The sequence below is a fragment of the Marinobacter sp. H13 genome (genome assembly GCF_059072335.1).
This window is the reverse complement of sequence record NZ_JCACRU010000001.1, coordinates 2912133-2931025: the sequence shown is the minus strand read 5'-3', so window position 1 is coordinate 2931025 and position 18893 is coordinate 2912133. Positions and strand designations below refer to the sequence as shown.

At 57.9% G+C, this 18893-nt stretch carries 19 protein-coding genes; 1 reads left to right on the top strand and 18 read right to left on the bottom strand.

What is annotated here, in order from left to right; genetic code table 11:
* Positions 1-8: 8 nt before the first annotated feature.
* The 14 genes from AC5JQH_RS13620 to AC5JQH_RS13555 form a co-directional block, all read right to left on the bottom strand.
* Positions 9-497 (bottom strand): pilus assembly FimT family protein, encoded by a 489-nt coding sequence (locus tag AC5JQH_RS13620; protein ID WP_286811378.1) that lies wholly within the window; start codon positions 495-497, stop codon positions 9-11.
* A 42-nt stretch (positions 498-539) separates the two neighbouring features.
* Positions 540-1073, bottom strand: a complete 534-nt coding sequence (locus AC5JQH_RS13615) for a type II secretion system protein (RefSeq protein ID WP_286811379.1) — start codon at positions 1071-1073, stop codon at positions 540-542.
* A gap of 36 nt (positions 1074-1109) precedes the next feature.
* Positions 1110-1691, bottom strand: coding sequence for a hypothetical protein (locus tag AC5JQH_RS13610; protein WP_493805683.1), 582 nt, complete (start codon positions 1689-1691; stop codon positions 1110-1112).
* Positions 1692-2921: a type II secretion system F family protein gene (locus AC5JQH_RS13605; RefSeq protein WP_273157613.1), complete on the bottom strand. Its 1230-nt coding sequence runs from the start codon at positions 2919-2921 to the stop codon at positions 1692-1694.
* Positions 2921-4690, bottom strand: coding sequence for a GspE/PulE family protein (locus AC5JQH_RS13600; protein WP_273157612.1), 1770 nt, complete (start codon positions 4688-4690; stop codon positions 2921-2923). The genes AC5JQH_RS13605 and AC5JQH_RS13600 overlap by 1 nt, the downstream gene beginning before the upstream one ends.
* On the bottom strand, positions 4690-5832 hold the full coding sequence (locus tag AC5JQH_RS13595) for a tetratricopeptide repeat protein (RefSeq protein WP_288367181.1): 1143 nt from the start codon (positions 5830-5832) through the stop codon (positions 4690-4692). The genes AC5JQH_RS13600 and AC5JQH_RS13595 overlap by 1 nt, the downstream gene beginning before the upstream one ends.
* Positions 5829-6668 (bottom strand): ExeA family protein, encoded by an 840-nt coding sequence (locus AC5JQH_RS13590; RefSeq protein ID WP_493805682.1) that lies wholly within the window; start codon positions 6666-6668, stop codon positions 5829-5831. Before AC5JQH_RS13590 ends, AC5JQH_RS13595 begins: the two co-directional genes overlap by 4 nt.
* Position 6669: 1 nt before the next feature.
* Positions 6670-8382 (bottom strand): pilus (MSHA type) biogenesis protein MshL, encoded by a 1713-nt coding sequence (gene mshL / locus AC5JQH_RS13585; protein ID WP_136630014.1) that lies wholly within the window; start codon positions 8380-8382, stop codon positions 6670-6672.
* A gap of 17 nt (positions 8383-8399) precedes the next feature.
* Positions 8400-8747, bottom strand: a complete 348-nt coding sequence (locus tag AC5JQH_RS13580; protein ID WP_136630015.1) for a hypothetical protein — start codon at positions 8745-8747, stop codon at positions 8400-8402.
* A gap of 1 nt (position 8748) precedes the next feature.
* Positions 8749-9429, bottom strand: coding sequence for a type II secretion system protein GspM (locus AC5JQH_RS13575; RefSeq protein ID WP_136630016.1), 681 nt, complete (start codon positions 9427-9429; stop codon positions 8749-8751).
* Positions 9429-10034, bottom strand: a complete 606-nt coding sequence (locus AC5JQH_RS13570) for a PilN domain-containing protein (RefSeq protein WP_273157606.1) — start codon at positions 10032-10034, stop codon at positions 9429-9431. Before AC5JQH_RS13570 ends, AC5JQH_RS13575 begins: the two co-directional genes overlap by 1 nt.
* Positions 10031-10963, bottom strand: a complete 933-nt coding sequence (locus AC5JQH_RS13565) for a type IV pilus biogenesis protein PilM (protein ID WP_227549388.1) — start codon at positions 10961-10963, stop codon at positions 10031-10033. The genes AC5JQH_RS13570 and AC5JQH_RS13565 overlap by 4 nt, the downstream gene beginning before the upstream one ends.
* A 234-nt stretch (positions 10964-11197) precedes the next feature.
* Positions 11198-11722: a single-stranded DNA-binding protein gene (ssb, locus tag AC5JQH_RS13560; RefSeq protein ID WP_008174919.1), complete on the bottom strand. Its 525-nt coding sequence runs from the start codon at positions 11720-11722 to the stop codon at positions 11198-11200.
* A 57-nt stretch (positions 11723-11779) separates the two neighbouring features.
* Entirely contained in the window at positions 11780-13150 is a 1371-nt protein-coding gene (locus AC5JQH_RS13555; RefSeq protein WP_273157603.1) for an MFS transporter, read from the bottom strand.
* 185 nt (positions 13151-13335) lie between these two features.
* Here AC5JQH_RS13555 and uvrA point away from each other — a divergent pair, with 185 nt between their 5' ends.
* On the top strand, positions 13336-16158 hold the full coding sequence (gene uvrA, locus AC5JQH_RS13550; RefSeq protein WP_493791497.1) for an excinuclease ABC subunit UvrA: 2823 nt from the start codon (positions 13336-13338) through the stop codon (positions 16156-16158).
* 221 nt (positions 16159-16379) lie between these two features.
* Here the strand turns inward: uvrA and rplQ are convergent, their stop codons facing one another.
* The 4 genes from rplQ to rpsK are packed head-to-tail and all read right to left on the bottom strand — an operon-like array spanning position 16380 to position 18880.
* The gene (gene rplQ, locus AC5JQH_RS13545; RefSeq protein ID WP_008174913.1) at positions 16380-16778 is read right to left on the bottom strand and encodes a 50S ribosomal protein L17; all 399 of its coding nucleotides are present in this window, start codon (positions 16776-16778) and stop codon (positions 16380-16382) included.
* Between the two features lie 33 nt (positions 16779-16811).
* Entirely contained in the window at positions 16812-17816 is a 1005-nt protein-coding gene (locus AC5JQH_RS13540) for a DNA-directed RNA polymerase subunit alpha (RefSeq protein ID WP_008174911.1), read from the bottom strand.
* A 35-nt stretch (positions 17817-17851) separates the two neighbouring features.
* A complete protein-coding gene (gene rpsD / locus AC5JQH_RS13535; RefSeq protein ID WP_053114301.1) occupies positions 17852-18472 on the bottom strand; it encodes a 30S ribosomal protein S4 in 621 nt (206 codons plus the stop codon).
* Between the two features lie 18 nt (positions 18473-18490).
* The gene (rpsK, locus tag AC5JQH_RS13530) at positions 18491-18880 is read right to left on the bottom strand and encodes a 30S ribosomal protein S11 (RefSeq protein ID WP_007153992.1); all 390 of its coding nucleotides are present in this window, start codon (positions 18878-18880) and stop codon (positions 18491-18493) included.
* Positions 18881-18893: the final 13 nt, after the last annotated feature.

The following is an 18893-nucleotide window of genomic DNA, read 5'->3' as shown; positions in this document are numbered from 1 at the left end:
ACTTTTTTCTAGTCGCAAGAGTCCACGGCCGCGTTCATTGTGCTTACCGCTCCAACTGTCGCCGGTACGTTTACTCCTGTTGACCCGGTAAAATTAAAGCATGGGCTGTCCTCGACCGGCGAAGAGATAGTCACGTATCCATTAGGGGTGGCAGTGTCATCAACAGTGAAGTCTTCCAACTGAGCAGCATCGCTCAGCGATTCAACCGCCAAGTAACCATTCAGCAGCGCAATATCTGTTCCTTCCAGTGAAATGGCATCCGCCTGAGTTGTATCACCATTCCCTGTAGCTAAAGCAGTGGATCGGACAATTCCCAAAGCAGACTTTACGCTACCACGGGCGCCTTCAATGGAAGCGGTTTCAGCTTCTCCCCCAAGATCCGCAAACCGCGGCAAAGCAAACGCCGCCAGGATGCCCAGAATTACAATCACCATAACCAGTTCGATCAGGGTGAAGCCTTTTTCTTTTCTTGCCGCAATGGCTGTCATCGCTTTCATGTTAATACTCCATTTTCGATTGTCTGTTGGTATTAAGGTTTATCAGTTGATGGTTGTTGTCACTTCACCTGTATCAGCGTCGTACTCAATTGAGCTACCCAAACCATCCAGTTCATAGGTAAATACACAATCGTCGCCGCCACCAACACCATCGGCGTCGCCTTGCACCGAAGTCGTGTAGTCCGTAGTACCATTCTCACTAACACTCGGCGCATTCGCCTGCATCACGCCCTCCCAGACCTGGATACAGCGGGCTGGAACCATATTCGGATCGTTACTACCACCTGTAGCGGTAGGCCAGCCCTCGGAGCTCACGTCAACCAATCCATTACCAAAATCTTCAACATCATCCTGATCAGACGCGTTTCCGTTGGACACCCACTGCGTTTTCGCGAGTGCCACTCCAGCCGCAAGCGCACCGGCTGTTCCTTTTATGCTTGAACGATGCGCCTGCTCCGAAAGCTGCGCAAACCGCGGCAACGCAAACGCTGCCAATATCCCCAGGATGGCAATCACCACCACCAGCTCAATAAGAGTAAAACCTTTCTGTTTTTGCCTGCTGTCGTACTCCATCATTCGTCGGCCTCTTTCAGATTGTGTCTGTCCGTCTGCTCAGCGTTGCGCATCCTGTGTTTGCGCTGCTTCTTCTGTCAACGACACCGGGGCCAGTTTTAACCCCGTCAGCCGTTCTTCCTGCTCCCGCGCACCATTCCCGTTGCGGTCTGCAAATTCCGTTGTCACTGCCCAGGCCAGAGGCTGTTCTTCATTGGCTTGCCGACCATCTATGGTTATTGGCTGCCCTGGTTTATAAATTAACCAGCCTTTGGGCCCGTATTCTGTTTCTTTTTGTTCGCTTACCCGGAAACACCAGGTTGCCGGCGCCAGTTTTTCGCCCTGGCATCGCCCAGCGTAATTACCCCACTGGTGCTCCACCAGCTCAAAGGGGTTGATGCCCCGGTGCTCAGCAAGGCGGCCGTTACGGCTCAGCATCACTTCTGCGCCCTTGATCACCAGGGCCGATCTAAGCTGGCTGATCACCATGTTGGCGGCCCGCTCTTCGGCATTTCGGGTTTCCCGTTCCAGCACGCCAAGCAAGAACCACCAAAGCACACCGAGAATCATCAGCACCACCGCAAAACGAAACTTGCGGGAAAGCGCAAGCCCGCTGGCGCCCGACGTCCTTGCCGTTAGCACTCAGCCCCGCCCCATGGCGGCGGCCCCCAGGTCCCAGATCGGGAGAAACACACCCAGTGCCAGAATCAAAACCAAAATGCCCATGGCCACAATCAATATCGGTTCAATCGACTCCGCCAGCCGTTTCAGGCCGTAGTCCACATCCTCATCGTAAAAATCCGCCACGTTGTTGAGCATGTCGTCCACGGAACCGGTTTCCTCCCCCACGGCAATCATCTGCAGAATCAGCGGGGTGAACATTTCGCTGTGCCTGGCTGTTCTGAGCAGGCTCTCGCCCCGCTCGATGCCGGCGCGCATGTCCTTAATATGAGTCGAGATCCAGGCGTTATCGGTTGTGTCAGCCACCACGGTTAACGCGGTTGTTACGGGCATGCCGGCGGACAGCATGGTAGCAAAGTTCCTCGCGAACCGACTGAGCGTGATCAATTCCAGCAGCGGTCCGATAATCGGCAACCGGAGTTTGTAACGATCCCAGGTCAGCCGGCCCTGTTCGGTCTGTTTCCACTGCCGCACCAAGAGCCCGCCAGCGGCAACGACGAACAGCATCACGTACCAGTAGGCCAGGAGGAAATTGGAGGTGCCAACCAATACCTGGGTCAGAAACGGCAAGTCTGCCCCCAGCTTGTTGAACACCGATGCGAATTTGGGGATAACCAGAAAGTTCACGATCATCAGAGCCGATAACAGGGCAATGATGACAAACATCGGATAACGCATGGCCTGCTTCAGGCGCCGCTTTGTATCCCGCTCCAGCTCGAGAATTTCTGACAGGCGCCGGAAAGCGTCGTCCAGCATCCCGGTGTTCTCGCCTACGTGGATCATGGCAATGAACAGCTCCGAGAAGACTTTGGGATGCGCCTGCATGGCCGTCGCCATGGTGGTGCCGCCTTCAAGACGGGTGGTCACATCCTCAAGCACTTCCGCCAACACCGGCGAGCGCGTGGTCTCTGCCAGGCCACGCATGGTTCGGATCAGGGGGATGCCAGCCTTGGTCAGCGCATGCATCTGGCGGCAGAACACAATCAGCTCATCGAGGGTGACCTTCTTCCGGAAGATCGGCAGACGATTCAATCGATCAATGACCGATTCCGTTTCCTGCACCTCCCGGATGGCGAGCGGAGTTATACCCCGTCGCATCAGTTCGGTGGCAGCAGCATCGGCATTCGGAGCGCCCAGCAAACCCTGCTGGACACCGCCACGATCATCCTTGCCCCGGTAGCTGAACTGCATCAGGCGCCTCCCCCGATCGGTTCATCCGGCAGGGGAATGTCATCCTCGGGCGAGAACTCGCCCTCGGATGTGGCGGCCACCCGCGCCACCTCTTCCAGTGTCGTCGTGCCCTGCAGTGCAAAGTCCATGGCGCACTGCCCCAGCGGCCGGTACAGGGGGCTCAAGCGGGCCGCTTTGGTGAACTCCGAGACATTCTGGCGGCGCAGGGCATCCAGCATGGCTTCGTTCATTTCCAGCATCTCGTAAACGCCGATCCGACCCTTATAGCCGGTGTTGCTGCACTGGTAGCAACCACGGCCATGAACGAATCCGGCTTCCATATCCAGGGGATCCAGATCAAAACTGCGCAGCCAGACCAGCTCCTGTTCCGTGGGCGTGTAGGCCTCGGCACAGTTGTCACAGACCCGCCGCACCAAGCGCTGGGCGACAACACCAAGCAGGGAGCTGGCCACCAGAAAGGGTTCCGCGCCCATATCGATCAGCCGCATGGCGCTGCTGATGGAGTCGTTGGTGTGCAGGGTGGAGAGCACCAGGTGGCCGGTCATGGCCGCTCGCAGGCCGATCTCCACGGTCTCGCGATCCCGCATCTCGCCCACCAGGATCACGTCCGGGTCCTGTCGCAGGGCGGCCCGAAGTACATTGGCGAACTCCAGACCGATCTTCGGGTTCACCTGTACCTGGGTAATCCGGGGCAGACGGTATTCCACCGGATCCTCGGCAGTGATGATTTTCACTTCCGGGCGGTTGAGCTCGGTCAAAGCACCATAGAGCGTCGTCGTTTTACCGCTACCGGTGGGACCGGTCACCAGGATCATGCCATGGGGTTTTTTGATCATTCGGCGGAACCGTTCCAGCAACTGAGCTGGCATCCCCGTTCCGTCGAGGTTCAACATGCCCTGACTCTGGTCCAGCAAACGCATCACCACGGATTCGCCGTACTGAACGGGCATGGTGGAGACCCGCACGTCGATACTGCGGCCCTTCACCCGAACGTTGAAGCGCCCGTCCTGGGGCATCCGCTTCTCGGAGATGTTCAGGCCTGCCATCAGCTTCAGGCGCAATACCAGCGCGGCATTGACCCGCTTTTCCTTCATCACCTGTTCCTGCAGCACACCGTCCACCCGCTGCCGGATGCGGACCACCGTCTCGTCCGGCTCGATGTGGATGTCCGAACTGCGCGCTTGAACAGCATCCTCGAACAGCGTTTGCAGCAGTTTGACCACCGGCGCTTCAGCGCTTTCGGACTCGGCGGAAAGATCCGCCAGGTCGAAGGCATCGTCGCCCAGTTCGTCTTCCAGCTCTTCCGCCAGCGACGCAATCTCATCGGTACGCCGGTACACCAGGTCCAGAGTGTTCAGCAGCTCGCTTTCCCGCACTACGGCCTGTTTGATGGGCTGCTTCAGAATGCGGACCAGCTCATCGTAGGCAAAGATGTCCAGAGGATCCGCCATGCCCACGAGCAGTTCGCCACCATGCTCCGCCAGCACGATACTGCGGAACCTACGAGCCATGGCTTCCGGAAGTTTCTTTACCAGCTCATTGTTGAACTGGTAGTGGCGCAGCTGAACAAAAGGTACATCGAGCTGACGGGACAGGATATTGAGCAGGCTGTCTTCGTCCACATAGCCAAGATCCGTCAGCGTCTTGCCAAGCTTGCGACCGGTACTCTTCTGCTCGCGCAGGGCCGTCGTCAGCTGCTGCTCAGTGATAACGTCATTCTGAACCAGCAGGTCGCCTAACCGGACTTTCTTTTTTGGCTCTGTCGTCATCATCCCGCCTGCAAAGATTTCAGTCGTTCACGAACATAATCCGCCAGGGAAGGCGAAAGCCCGGGTAACTGGACGGCCTCGCTGTACGCCCGAACCGCACTATTGATCTCGCCGCCCGTCTCCAGGGCAATCGCAAGGCCCACCCACCAGGCCGCGCGGCTGTCATCCTCGGCAATCAGGGCCGACCAGTGTCGGGCTGCCTCGGTATTGCGGCCTGCCTGCTGCAGCAAGGTTGCCAGGGTTACCCGATATTCCACGTTCTGGCGCACAGCGGGCACACTGAGCTCAAGGGCAGTGATTGCGTCAGGCAACCTGCCCTTGGCGTGAAGCGCCCGGGCCCTGAGAAGCCGCAGACCGGCATCACCGTTGGTCACCGATTCCGGAAGCCATGCCAGTGCCCTGTCCGGCATTTCCTGAACCAACATCTGACGCGCGAATACTTCCCGGCTGGCAATCGCCGCCTGAGTCGCGGCCAGTTCCTGCAATTTTTGCTCGGCTTCCAGGGTATCCCCACTTCTGAGTAAAGACGCCAGTTCGCGGCTAACCCGGCGATCGATAGCTTCGGGCGTCTCACGGACCTGCTTCACCGACGGCGTTGGTGCCTCTGTCTCCTGGGCAGACTTGCTCTCTGCCACCACGGGCTCACTGACAGCGTCTTCAGGATTGGAAGTCTGGCGTCTAACCGGTTCGGGCGCTGGCTCTGACACGACCGTCTCGGCTGCTTCCATGGCTTTGGGTTCAGGCTGTACCACGGCAGAGGGCTCAGGAGCTGGTGGCAGCTGGCTGACCGGCTCATTCTCGTTCCCGGACACAGCTGGCTCGATGGTTTCTTGCCCACCATCGACAGACTGAGAATCAGTTGAACTCTTTTCGGTTACGGCATCCTGATCAATTGGCGGCGCCATGATGGTTTTCGGCGCTGGCGAGGCGATCACCTCAACAGGCCTCTCTTCACTGCCGGTCCGAGTCATGAACCAGAAGACAGACGCGCCAACCAAGCCCGCGGCGAAGAGCAATACGACGGCCCAGAATCCGGAACGTGGGCGGCCCCGGGATTGCGACTGCCCGGCATAGGCCGCGGCCACCTCCGGTCGGTGCTGACGTTGTTCTGCAGCACGCAGGGCATCGTTCAGGAGGCTCATAACCACCTCCCGATCAGGCCCGGCACCCGAACGCTTTCGGTGTCGCGAATGGCCTGTATGGCATGGCCCCGCTCGATGAGGCGGTCGCCCCGGCCCCATGCCGCCAACATGGACTTGTGAGCAAGAATATTAACCAGCCTTGGGATACCACCGGAGGCCCGGGTTATCAGCCGAAGCGCACCCGGCGCAAAGAGATCGGCGCCGTTATAGCCGGCCTGCGACAGGCGATGACGCAGATACTGGGCAACCGAGTTCCGGTCCAGTGGCGTCAGGCGGTAGTGAAAGGTGATGCGTTGATTCAGTTGGCGCAGGCTCTGCTTTTTCAGCAGTACATCAAGTTCCGGCTGGCCAAACAGAACCACCTGAAGCAGCCGGACACTCTCGGTTTCCAGGTTCGTTAACAGACGCAACGCCTCGATGGTTTCCTCCGGCATGGCCTGGGCCTCGTCAATCACCAACACGACCGGCTTCTGCTCCATGGCATGACTGATCAACTTTTCGTTGATGGCCTTGAGCACCTGGTGGACATTGGCGCATCCGGACATATCCACACCCAGTTCTTCGGCTACCGCCTCGTAAAGGGTATCCGGGGTAAGCTGCGGGTTGGGGATATACGCAGTGTGGGCAATAGGCTCGAGTTCGTTAAGCAGCAGCCGGCACAGCAGGGTCTTGCCAGTGCCGACTTCTCCGGAGATCTTGATGAAGCCCTCACGCTCTTTCAGAGCCACCAACAACAGTTCCAGCGCATCGCCATGGCTGGGCGCCCGCAGAAAATAGCGGGTATTGGGCGTCAATGCGAACGGTGCTTCCTGCAGTCCGAAATGGGCTTCGTACATGCTATCGAACGGCTTTCTCCGGTTCCGGTGTGACGGATTCAGATGACTGCAGCAACTCGCGCAGCACATTCATGCGCTCCCGGCTGGCGGACACGTCCGCGTTCATCTCCGGCGTTCCGGCCACAACCGGTCGCAGAAGGATGACCAGCTCACTCTTGCGCGACTGAAATCTCCGCTGCTTGAACAATTCACCCACCAGCGGGATCTCGCTGAAGAAGGGAACCGCGGAATTGTTGTCCTCACTGGAGTTCTGGATCAGACCACCGATCACAACGATCTGGCCACTCTCGGCGCGGATCACGCTGTCGGTTTCACGAACGGTGCTGCTGGCCAGGGGCAGCGTGACGTCCCGCTCGCCAATGGTGATCACCTTTTCCTGATCGGTCACCTCACTCACGGAGGGGTGTACATGCAGGGTGATCACGCCGCTTTCAGAAATCTGGGGAGTGACATCCAGCGAAATGCCCGAGAAGAAGGGGGTCAACTCCACGGAGGTTGATGTTGAATCTGTGGCTGTAACGGCGGAGTTGTTGTCATCAAAATCAATGTCCGTCACGAAGAACTCGTCGGTACCCACCTTGATCACGGCTTTCTGATTGTTCACCGTTGAGATTCGGGGGCTGGAGAGAATCTGCACATTGCCCTGTTCTCCCAGCAGTTCAATCAACCCGGTGAAATCACCGGCGCGCACGCTGGCAGAAAACAGGCCTCCGATATCGGATGTCTGAATGACCTGGCCAGCCAAAGCCTGCGCGGTGAAATCCTCCGGCAAACCATCCGAGGCGGTAATGCTGGACGCGCTCTGGATATCCGACCAGTTGATGCCCTGCTGGTACCCCTGGTTAAGCGCGATCTCCAGAATCTTGGCTTCCAGGATCACCTGACGCTGCATAATCAACTCAGTGCGGCGCAGGTACTCCTCAACCATGCGCAAATCCTCGGAACCGGCCCGGACCATAACCAGGCCGGCACCCGGATTCACGATCACCTGTTGGCCGTCGCCGCCACCGACAATCATGCTCAGGGCGCTTTGAATGTCTTTCCAGAAATCCGACGCCGTTTCCGTGGAAATGGTGGTTCCCACCAGGTTGCGGGTCTCGCCGGAACCAGTGCTGTCGCCATTGCTATTGGAGTTACCGGAACTGCCACTGCGCGCGCCCGTCACCTGCCCGGAACTTACGCGGGTCTTGGAGCCGCCCTTGCGTTTGAAATGCAGGTAATCAATGGGGAACATCCGCGTCTGGACCTGATCCGCCTGAACACGGAACAGCCGGCCATTGCGGCGGATATCCAGGCCATACAGGTCACCGGCTATATCCATAACTTCCGGTACGGTGACATCACCCAACCGGAGATCGATGCTGGTAGTGACATCGGGATGGATTACCACGTTGTAGCGGGTCCCATCGACCAGCGATTCAAAAAAGCTTGCGGCAGGTACGCCCCGGGCATTGACGTCAAAACGTTCGTCCAGGTCCGCGCCGCCGGACAGCGACGGCAGCAATGCTGCGCTTACGTCCGCAGGTAAAGGTGCTGAAGCCTCGGTGGATGCTGGCGCCGCCGGTTCTGGTTGCGTGGCCTCCTCAAGGCTTTGGTCAATAGCGTCCGCAGCATCGGTTGAGGTAGCCGTTGCCGACCGCATCAACGGGTTGTTACTACACGCCGTCAACACCAGGCTCAACGCCAGTGCACCTGTGATTTTAATGGTTGTCATGAGTATCCGATTGTCTGTCATTGAGTTCCCCGAACCTGCGGAAGTCTCTCCAGGTACAACACCCGTTCACGGCCGTTATCCGTTACCAGAACCCGATTGGCGTAGATCCGGATAACCCGCACGTTGTCAAAACCCTGGCCTTCCCTGAGGGCCTCACCTTCGATTACGGCGACTCGCCTGTCCTTGCTGAAAAGAATGGAATCCAGAGCCAGCGACCGCTCGGGCGACGGCTGGGCAACTGTGGCCTGAGGACCCGGCGGCCGGGTCGGATCCTGCAGTGCATGGGCCGGGCCCGCACAAAAAAACACAGAGCCGAGCGCCAAGCCCAACCACCGACTTGCTGTCTGATTCAAGCGTCTGCTCATCTCATACCCCCAGCCAAGCCTGATCCAGGCTTAGTGTTTGCACCCTGATGACGGCCTCACCCGAGGGCCAGTCTCCCGAGCTGTATTCCAGCCTGATCCAGCCAAGGCGCTCATCCATCGCCTCCAGCCGCTGCAGGTAATTCAATACATCGAGGTAGCTCCCTTTGATCCGGAGCTCGACATCGTGGGCATACAGCAGTGGCTCAGACGCAGCCTGCGGCTCCTGAGACGACTGCTCCGGTGCAAAAACCGGGGTTGGAGTTTGTAGCTCGAGTGCCTGCAACTCCAGCGATTCCTGGGCCGCCAGAATATTCCTGAGCAGTGCAACCATCGCTGTGGGCGCGATCAGTTGCCCCGTGGTATCCGCGATCTGCTGATCGAGCCGTTCCAGTCTCTGTTGCCGGGCGTTTAGCTGATTGCGCAACTCCCGGGAGGGATCGGTCTCGAGCTGTGCATTAAGCGTCTGTTGCTGCGCAAGCAGGTCATCCCGACTGGTGGACAGCATCTGGAGGCGATTCTCCAGGTTCTGATGCCGTTGCTGCAACGGCGTAACCGCAAGCTCCCAGACGACAACCAGGACAAGCACCAGCGCCGTGAGCAGAATCAGTGCCCGCTCGCGAATCGGGCGCAGGTTATACCACTGCGCCGCTCTTGCCAGGGAGGTGTTGGACGCATCCGCCATCAGTTGGCCTCCCCGTCGAGTTTACTGGACACATGAAAATCGATCCACCGGCCCTCATCCGACCGTGACAATCGGAACGCACCAAAAGTTTTTCCGGCAAAGGCCGCCTCGTCGCCCAGATTTTCAAGGTATCGGGGCACCAGAGCACCATCACGGCTACTCCCCTCAATGGTGACTTTGTCCGGACCCGACTCGAGAATAACGTCGGTTAGCCAGACGTCTTTCGGGATCTGCCGGGCCAGCGCTGACAATTGCGGTGAAAAATTGCGACCTTCCGAGAGCACCAGGCCCTCCACCCGTTCCAGCAAACGCTGGCGACGGGCAAGGGTCTGGGTAACGCGCTCCAGAGCCTCTTCCACTTCCGCATCCGGCTGGCGAGCTTGAACCGCCGCTGAAAGCTCCGCCACGGCTTGCTCAAGCTGCTGATTCTGCCGGTCCAGACGCGAGGCCTTGTTCGCCAGCACGGAGTTCTCGTAAGTCAGGAAACCGGCCACGAACGCCACCAGAAGAAACCCCACGAGCAGAACACCAACCGCCGTCCCCGCCTGAAGCCTCTCCTTGTACGGGCGAAGCTCATCTGTATACAGATTGACCTGCTGGATCATGGGCGACCGTCCTCCGGCATTGGCAAGCATGCGCTCCAGGCAGGCAGGCAACGACTGTCCAGATCGGCCTGAAGGCCCAGGGCGTTCCAGTCGAGGGTTTCGATACCAGCGGCTACATAGGAGGACAACATGGAGGCAAGTGGCAGAACACTGTCGCGGGCGACAAGACGGATCATCGCCGGCGGAACCTGGCCCAGCTGGCTTTCGTAGTAGTCGAGGGAACGCTGCATTTCCAGAGCCAACGACTGAACGGCCGATTCCTGACGGGCCGCATCACGCAGGTCTTCGGAGGTCACATCCAGTTTGCGCGACAGATACAGGGTATTGTCTCTGCAGATCACCATCTGGCCGTAATTGTCTTTCAGATGAACCAGTGCTGCCCCGCGTCGATTCTCATCCAGCCGGCACACCAGGTTTCGCAATGCCAGCTCGGCGATATCAATGCGCTCAAGCTCCAGGCCCGCCTCCTGAACCAGCCGAACCAGTTCCGAGACCAGAACTTTCCTGGCCGCGACTACGTTAACCAGCTCACCTCGCCCACGGGATGCGTCCCGGGGAAAGGGAAACACATCGGAAACGGCTTCGGACGGACTGAAGTCCAGAAAATCTTTCAACTTCCACTTGAGAGCATCGCCCAGTTCCGATTCATCGATGCCTTCCGGGCGATCCATCTGGAACACCTGATACTGGTCCAGAGGCAGCACAAGCGTCGTCGCTGCGCCGGACCAACCTTCACTTTCCACCAATGCGGCGAGGGTTTCCAGACGTCTGGCAGGCAGACAATCGCTAAAGCCCGATCGCCCTGCTTCAGACCCGGCTGATTCCGCCCAGGCAATGCCGTCCGGACGAATCTCAAGACATACCCGCAGGCGTGCCCCGGAGTGCCTGAATAGGCCGGTCAATTTTCGTAATATCGGTGTCTTTGTCATGGGGTCCGCAAAAAGGATCCGAAGGCCACTCGCCAGCCTCGCGTGACTATTGTATTGCCCAAAAAACCGGCATTTTTCGCAATGGATTACATAATAGATGAGAAAGCGAACGTAACTCCACGTTTTTTTAGCTGATTTCACACCGTTTTTGCAAGTCAGTAACAATAAAGCCCCCGCGATGCGGAGGCTTTATAGAGTTCGGATGCTCAAATACCGTTTGTCTCGTGGGGAGAGTCAGAAGGGAATGTCATCATCAAAGTCGTCAACCGGTTCGGGCATGCTGCCCTGCGAAGGCTGGTTGCTGTAGCCACCGGATTGCGGTGGCGGATTGTTCTGCTGTCCAGCCGGCGCGTTGTAGCCGGACTGCTGAGGCCGTCCTGCCGGCGCACCCTGGCTCATTCCGCCTTCGCCGCCACGGCTGTCCAGCATCTGCATCTGGCCATTGATATCCACCACAACCTCGGTGGTATAGACATCCTGCCCTTCCTTGTTCTGCCATTTGCGGGTCTGAAGCTTGCCCTCAATATAAACCTTTGAGCCCTTTCGCAGGTACTGTCCCGCAACTTCGGCGATCTTGCCGAACATGACAACCCGGTGCCATTCAGTTTTCGGCACCAGCTGACCGGTCTGACGATCCTTGTAGCTTTCGTCTGTTGCAAGGTTCAGGTTTACTACGGCATTGCCGTTGGGTGTGTAGCGGGTATCCGGGTCCTGCCCCAGATTACCGATTAGGATTACCTTGTTTACGCCTCGTGCCATGTTCTGCTCCTGACTCTGTTTTCAGGGACGCCCGCGTTCCGTGCGAGCCTCCGGATTTCAAGAATGGTTAGCCTGCCGGACAAAGGAAAAGTCCGCAAGTAACGCTTCATCAAATTGCTGACGATCCACCTTAAGATAGGCGGTGGCAGCGTCTTCCACAATCACCACATCCTGAACGCCCGGAAGGCGGCGGAGATTGTCATCGATGTCGTCGTACTGGTCGTTCATTACCTGCTGCAACTGTACCACGAAACTTGTGGTGTGACCGGGCGCGGGCATGGTGAGCGCTATCAGCAGCCAGAGGCCCAGCACTACCACCATGAACCAGAGCACGCCCTGCAGCCCGGCTACCTCCAGGAGGTAGCCGCCGAATGCGCCCCCCAGAAACGCACCCATGAACTGGGAGGTGGAGTAAACCCCCATCGCCGTGCCTTTGCTTGCAGCCGGCGCCTCCTTGCTGATCAATGACGGCAGGCTGGCCTCGAGCAGGTTGAAGGCCATGAAGAAGAAAAACAGCACAGCCCAGGCCGCAACCAGGCTGCTGGAAACACCGGTAAACCCGGCAGTGGCCAATGTCAGCAAGGCAATCGCCCCGCAAAGCACCGGTTTCATCCTGCGCTTTTTCTCGCCAATGATGATGAACGGCACCATGGCGAAGAAAGACGTGACCATCACGCTCAGGTAAAACCACCAGTGTGAACTGCTGGCAAGGCCAAACTGCTCCTGAAGCATGGAGGGAAACACCAGAAACAGGGCGGTCAGCACCAGATGCAGTGCGAAGATACCGAAATCCAGCCTGAGCAGGCGCCCGTCTGAAAGCACGCGCCCCAGCATCTCCCGGGCAGGATGCGTGTCGGGGCTGGTCTTGTGCTGATGGGGCGTCGGAACCGCGCGGTTGACGATCACCAGAGCCACCACGGCCAGTGCTGCCGTGGCGTAGAAGATCCCGGAGAGCCCCCACCAGGCTCCGAGAAGGGGCCCAAGAACCAGCGATACCGAAAACGACAGGCCGATGGTGATCCCTACCGTTGCCATGGCCTTGGTCCGCTCTTCCTCGCGAGTCAGGTCACTGAGCAGCGCCATCAGCACACTGGCGATCGCACCGGCGCCCTGAAGAATCCGACCGGCAATTACAACGTATATGGAGTCCGTGGCTCCGGCCAGCAAACTGCCTGCGGCAAAAAGTACCAGCCCGATATAGATCATGCGCTTTCGGCCAACCCGATCAGACAGCATGCCGAAGGGAATCTGCAACAGGGCCTGACTGAGTCCGTAGGCGCCTATAGCGAAACCCAGCAGTGCGGGAGTTGCATCCTTGAGATCTTCGCCCAGCAACATGAATACCGGCAGCACCATGAACAGTCCGAGCATGCGCATGGCGTAAACAGACGCCAGGGCGAATACGGAGCGTTTTTCCAGCGCATTCATGGCAATTACGTACCTCAGCCGGGGTTGAAAGCGGTCAGATTGAGGGCAGATACCCATCGCAGGCGGCGCATTGTAACAGAAGGGGCGCTGACGGGGGACAACCCGCGTGATGCTGGCCCCGGTATCATTTTCGCCGCAGCGGGCCCAACGCGGTATAATTTTCGTTTTTATCCGAGCGAGGTGTTATGGACCATATCCAGATCAAAGGGGCACGAACCCACAACCTGAAGAACATCGACCTGGATATGCCAAGGGACAAACTGATCGTGATTACCGGCCTCTCCGGTTCCGGTAAATCGTCCCTTGCGTTCGATACGCTCTATGCTGAAGGGCAGCGACGTTATGTGGAGTCGCTGTCTACCTACGCCCGCCAGTTTCTCTCGATGATGGAGAAGCCGGATGTGGACCATATCGAAGGCCTGTCGCCAGCGATATCCATAGAGCAGAAGTCCACTTCCCACAACCCTCGCTCCACCGTTGGCACCATCACGGAAATCTACGATTACCTGCGCCTGCTCTTCGCCCGCGCCGGGGAGCCCCGGTGCCCTGACCATGGCCAACCTCTGGAAGCGCAGACCATCAGCCAGATGGTAGACCAGGTGGTGGCCATGCCAGAGGACAGCAAACTCATGATCCTGGCACCGGTAATCCGGGATCGGAAAGGCGAACATCTGCAGGTTATCGAAACCATGCGCAGCCAGGGCTTTATCCGCCTGCGCGTGGACGGCACGGTTTATGACATCGACGATGTGCCGGCCCTGGACAAAAAACGCAAACATCAGATTGATGTGGTCGTCGATCGGTTCAAGGTCAAGCCAGGCCTGGAGCAGCGGCTTGCCGAGAGTTTCGAAACCGCCCTGGACCTGGCGGACGGGATTGCCCTTGTGGCGCCCATGAGTGGTGAGGGAGAAGAACAGACCTTCTCCGCCCGTTATGCCTGCACCCAGTGCGGCTATGCCCTGAGCGAGCTCGAGCCGAAACTGTTTTCCTTTAACAACCCGGCGGGTGCCTGCCCTACCTGCGACGGACTGGGTGTTAAACAGTTCTTTGATCCCGAAAAAATTGTCCAGCACCCGGAAGCCACTTTGGCATCCGGCGCCATCAAGGGCTGGGATCGCCGGGCCGTCTATTACTTCCAGATGCTGGGCAGCGTGGCAGATCACTACGGCATCAATCTGGAAACGCCCTGGGCGGATCTCCCCGAGGATTTTCGCAACGTGCTGCTGTTCGGCTCGGGCGATGAGGATATCCCATTCCGTTATGTGAATTCACGTGGCCATATCATGGAGAAGGCACATCCATTCGAGGGCATTCTGCCAAACCTTGAACGGCGCTACCGCGAGACCGATTCACAGAGCATGCGTGAGGAGCTCGCCCGCAATCTGAGCACCCAGCCGTGCAAAGAATGCGGCGGCTCACGACTGCGCCGCAGCGCCCGCCACGTCTTTATCGAAGAGCACAATATTTCCGATGTCACCCATCTCCCGGTGGGTGACGCACATGATTACTTCGAAACCCTCGCGCTACCGGGTCGAAAAGGTGAGATAGCCGAAAAAATTCTGAAGGAAGTGCGGCAGCGCCTTCAGTTCCTGGTGAACGTCGGGCTGGAATACCTCACGCTTGAACGAAGTGCCGATACACTCTCCGGGGGTGAGGCGCAGCGTATTCGCCTGGCAAGCCAGATCGGCGCCGGGCTGGTAGGCGTCATGTACATTCTTGACGAACCCTCCATCGGCTTGCATCAACGGGACAATGACCGGCTTTTGGCCACCCTCACCCATCTCCGGGATCTGGGCAATACCGTGATTGTTGTCGAACACGATGAGGATGCTATCCGCGCTGCAGATCATGTCATTGATATCGGACCGGGTGCTGGCGTTCATGGCGGCAAGGTTATCGGCCAGGGCACACCGCAACAGATCATCGACAACCCCGATTCACTTACCGGGCAATACCTCAACGGCACCCGGGAAATCGCCATTCCCAAACAGCGCAACAAAGGCAGCGGAAAAACTCTGACACTGTCAGGTGCTACTGGCAACAACCTGAAAGACGTTACGCTCGATTTGCCCCTGGGCATCATGACCTGCGTCACCGGTGTATCCGGGTCTGGCAAGTCCACGCTGATCAACAGCACCCTTTATCCGGTGGCTGCCGCCAAACTCAACAAGGCCACCAGCCTCAACCATGCTCCCTACCAGTCGCTCAAAGGACTGGACCACCTGGACAAGGTCATCGACATTGACCAGAGCCCCATCGGCCGTACGCCCCGCTCGAACCCGGCCACCTACACCGGCCTGTTCACTCCCATCCGTGAACTCTTTGCCGGAACACAGGAGGCACGTTCCCGGGGTTACAAACCTGGCCGATTCTCTTTCAACGTCAAAGGTGGTCGATGCGAGGCATGCCAGGGCGACGGCGTGATCAAGGTAGAGATGCATTTCTTGCCGGATGTCTACGTGCCCTGCGACGTCTGCAAGGGCAAGCGCTACAACCGGGAAACTCTGGAAGTCCGCTACAAGGGCAAGAATATCAACGAAGTACTTGAAATGACCGTTGAGGAAGGGCGCGAGTTCTTCGATGCCGTGCCTTTCCTGGCCCGCAAACTACAGACATTGATGGATGTCGGCCTCTCATACATCCGACTGGGGCAGAGCGCGGTCACCCTCTCTGGTGGCGAAGCCCAGCGGGTTAAACTGGCCAAAGAGCTCTCCAAGCGGGATACAGGCAAGACACTCTACATTCTTGACGAGCCAACCACCGGCCTGCACTTCTACGACATCCAGCAACTGCTCAACGTTCTGGAGAGGCTGCGGGACCATGGCAACACCATCGTGGTCATCGAACACAATCTGGACGTGATCAAGACCGCCGACTGGATTGTCGACCTGGGCCCCGAAGGCGGCTCTGGCGGCGGCCAGATCATTGCCGAGGGAACGCCGGAGGAAGTCGCCGAGAACCCCGCTTCTCACACAGGCCGCTATCTGAAGCCAATGTTGACGAAGTAACTGGCGGGCAAGGAATAGCTCTGTCGGCGAGGGGGTGGAGGTTTATTTTCTGCCGGAAAAAGATGTCTGAGCGCAGCGAGTTATTTTTCCAAAGAAAATAAACCTCCACCCCCTTGCCAGCCCCCATACTTCCAGGCTAGGAGTTATCTACAACCGAGGCACAAAAAAACCGGGAACCTCACGGAACCCGGTTTTTTTGTGGTTGGCCAAAGCCGAAGAAATTAATCCTCGTCTTCGTCCACCTCTTCCGCTTCGATATCCAGCGGACGACCGACCAGCTCAACGAATGCCATAGGGGCATTGTCGCCAGCACGGAAGCCGCACTTCAGGATACGAAGGTATCCACCCGGACGCTCGTTGTAGCGAGGACCAAGCTCGTCAAACAGCTTGGCAACCGCTGCATCGTCACGCAGGCGTGAGAACGCCAGACGACGATTCGCGACCGAATCATTCTTGGAAAGCGTGATCAAAGGCTCAGCTACCCGACGAAGCTCTTTGGCTTTCGGCAGCGTTGTTTTGATCAGCTCGTGTTCAACCAGTGACGCAGTCATGTTACGGAACATGGCCTTGCGATGCGCACTGGTCCTGCTGAACTTACGACCACTCTTACGATGACGCATTGCTCTGATTCCTTACCTTAAACTAATCGGCGATTAACCGCCCAGAACCCGGTCGTCGCCACGAAGGCTAGCCGGCGGCCAGTTATCAAGACGCATGCCCAGTGACAGACCACGGGACGCCAGAACGTCCTTGATCTCGGTCAGCGACTTTTTACCAAGGTTAGGCGTCTTCAACAGCTCAACTTCTGTGCGCTGGATAAGATCGCCGATGTAGTAAATGTTCTCAGCCTTCAAGCAGTTAGCTGAACGCACTGTCAATTCCAGATCATCAACCGGACGCAGCAGGATAGGATCGATTTCTTCCTCTTCCTCAACACGCTCGGGCTCTTTCTCATGATCGAAATCAACAAACACCGCCAGTTGCTGCTGGAGGATGGTCGCCGCCCGGCGAATTGCTTCTTCCGGGTCGATGGTGCCATTGGTCTCCAGGTCGATAACCAGCTTGTCCAGGTCGGTCCGTTGCTCTACCCGTGCACTTTCCACGGCGTAAGCCACACGACGAACCGGGCTGAATGTTGCATCCAGCTGCAGGCGTCCGATGGCGCGAGTTTCGTCCTCGTCAAGACCACGCTGGTCTGCCGGCTCATAGCCGCGACCGCGAGCAACACGGAGACGCATGTTCACTTCACCATTCTCGCTAAGGTGACAGATCACGTGCTCCGGGTTGGCAATCTCGACGTCATGATCCAGCTTGATATCACCGGCTGTCACAACGCCCGGGCCTTTCTTGCTGAGCGTGAGCTCGGCATCGTCCCGACCGTTCATTTTTACGGCAACGCCTTTGAGATTCAGCAGAATCTCGATGACGTCTTCCTGGACACCCTCAATGGCGCTGTACTCGTGCAGGACACCGTCAATCTGCGCTTCAGTCACGGCGCAGCCCGGCATCGAAGACAAGAGAATCCGGCGCAGTGCACTGCCCAGGGTATGACCAAAGCCCCTTTCCAGAGGCTCAAGCGTAACCTTGGCACGTGTGGCGCTTGATTCCTTCACGTCAATGGTACGAGGTGTCAATAACTCATGTACTGAACGCTGCATAGACGCCCCTATCTGCTATCGTTGCTAACTGGGCTTTACTTGGAGTAAAGCTCGACGATGAGGTTCTCGTTGATGTCGGCCGGCAGCTCAGTACGCTCAGGTACTGACTTGTAAACGCCGGACATCTTGTTGGCGTCGACCTCTACCCAGCTCACCGGTGCACGGCTTGCAGACAGATCCAGTGCGCCTTTAACACGCAGCTGGTTCTTCGCCTTTTCACGCACGCTCACAACATCACCCGGCCGGACCTGGTAGGACGGAATATTAACCGTCTTGTCGTTGACCAGGATCGCCTTATGAGAGACGAGCTGACGGGCTTCTGCACGGGTAGAACCAAAGCCCATGCGGTATACAACGTTATCGAGACGACCTTCCAGCAGTTGCAGCAGGTTTTCACCAGTTGCACCTTTGCCTCGGGCGGCCTCTTTGTAATAGTTGCGGAACTGCTTCTCCAGAACGCCGTAGATACGACGAACTTTCTGTTTCTCACGAAGCTGTACGCCGTACTCGGACAGACGACCGCGACGCGCGCCGTGCATACCCGGCGGAGTCTCGATGTTGCACTTGGAATCGAGCGCGCGAACACCGCTCTTCAGAAAAAGATCTGTCCCTTCACGACGAGACAGCTTGCACTTCGGGCCTATATAACGAGCCATAATTCACTGTCTCCTGTGTTAGACGCGGCGCTTCTTGGGCGGACGACAGCCGTTGTGGGGAATCGGCGTCACATCTGTGATGTTGGTGATCTTGTAGCCACACGCATTCAGCGCGCGAACTGCAGACTCACGTCCGGGCCCAGGACCCTTAACCTCTACGTCCAGGTTTTTAAGGCCGTATTCAGCAGCCGCATTACCGGCTCTTTCAGCTGCTACCTGCGCAGCAAAAGGTGTACTCTTGCGTGACCCACGGAAACCGGAACCACCAGAAGTGGCCCAGGACAGGACGTTGCCCTGACGGTCAGAAATGGTCACGATAGTGTTGTTGAAGGACGCGTGAATGTGCGCGACGCCATCAACAACCGTCTTTTTCACCTTTTTACGGGTACGTGTACCTGGCTTTGCCATGTTTGCCTACCTG

Coding starts and splice junctions, on each gene's coding strand:
- AC5JQH_RS13595 (WP_288367181.1), bottom strand. CDS start 5,832: ATGAGCCTCCTGAACGATGCCCTGCGTGCTGCAGAACAACGTCAGCAC.
- AC5JQH_RS13575 (WP_136630016.1), bottom strand. CDS start 9,429: ATGGCGGATGCGTCCAACACCTCCCTGGCAAGAGCGGCGCAGTGGTAT.
- AC5JQH_RS13555 (WP_273157603.1), bottom strand. CDS start 13,150: ATGAATGCGCTGGAAAAACGCTCCGTATTCGCCCTGGCGTCTGTTTAC.
- rpsD (WP_053114301.1), bottom strand. CDS start 18,472: ATGGCTCGTTATATAGGCCCGAAGTGCAAGCTGTCTCGTCGTGAAGGG.
- AC5JQH_RS13570 (WP_273157606.1), bottom strand. CDS start 10,034: ATGATCCAGCAGGTCAATCTGTATACAGATGAGCTTCGCCCGTACAAG.
- ssb (WP_008174919.1), bottom strand. CDS start 11,722: ATGGCACGAGGCGTAAACAAGGTAATCCTAATCGGTAATCTGGGGCAG.
- AC5JQH_RS13580 (WP_136630015.1), bottom strand. CDS start 8,747: ATGAGCAGACGCTTGAATCAGACAGCAAGTCGGTGGTTGGGCTTGGCG.
- AC5JQH_RS13605 (WP_273157613.1), bottom strand. CDS start 2,921: ATGCAGTTCAGCTACCGGGGCAAGGATGATCGTGGCGGTGTCCAGCAG.
- AC5JQH_RS13600 (WP_273157612.1), bottom strand. CDS start 4,690: ATGACGACAGAGCCAAAAAAGAAAGTCCGGTTAGGCGACCTGCTGGTT.
- AC5JQH_RS13540 (WP_008174911.1), bottom strand. CDS start 17,816: ATGCAGCGTTCAGTACATGAGTTATTGACACCTCGTACCATTGACGTG.
- rpsK (WP_007153992.1), bottom strand. CDS start 18,880: ATGGCAAAGCCAGGTACACGTACCCGTAAAAAGGTGAAAAAGACGGTT.
- AC5JQH_RS13590 (WP_493805682.1), bottom strand. CDS start 6,668: ATGTACGAAGCCCATTTCGGACTGCAGGAAGCACCGTTCGCATTGACG.
- mshL (WP_136630014.1), bottom strand. CDS start 8,382: ATGACAACCATTAAAATCACAGGTGCACTGGCGTTGAGCCTGGTGTTG.
- uvrA (WP_493791497.1), top strand. CDS start 13,336: ATGGACCATATCCAGATCAAAGGGGCACGAACCCACAACCTGAAGAAC.
- AC5JQH_RS13620 (WP_286811378.1), bottom strand. CDS start 497: ATGAAAGCGATGACAGCCATTGCGGCAAGAAAAGAAAAAGGCTTCACC.
- rplQ (WP_008174913.1), bottom strand. CDS start 16,778: ATGCGTCATCGTAAGAGTGGTCGTAAGTTCAGCAGGACCAGTGCGCAT.
- AC5JQH_RS13615 (WP_286811379.1), bottom strand. CDS start 1,073: ATGATGGAGTACGACAGCAGGCAAAAACAGAAAGGTTTTACTCTTATT.
- AC5JQH_RS13565 (WP_227549388.1), bottom strand. CDS start 10,963: ATGACAAAGACACCGATATTACGAAAATTGACCGGCCTATTCAGGCAC.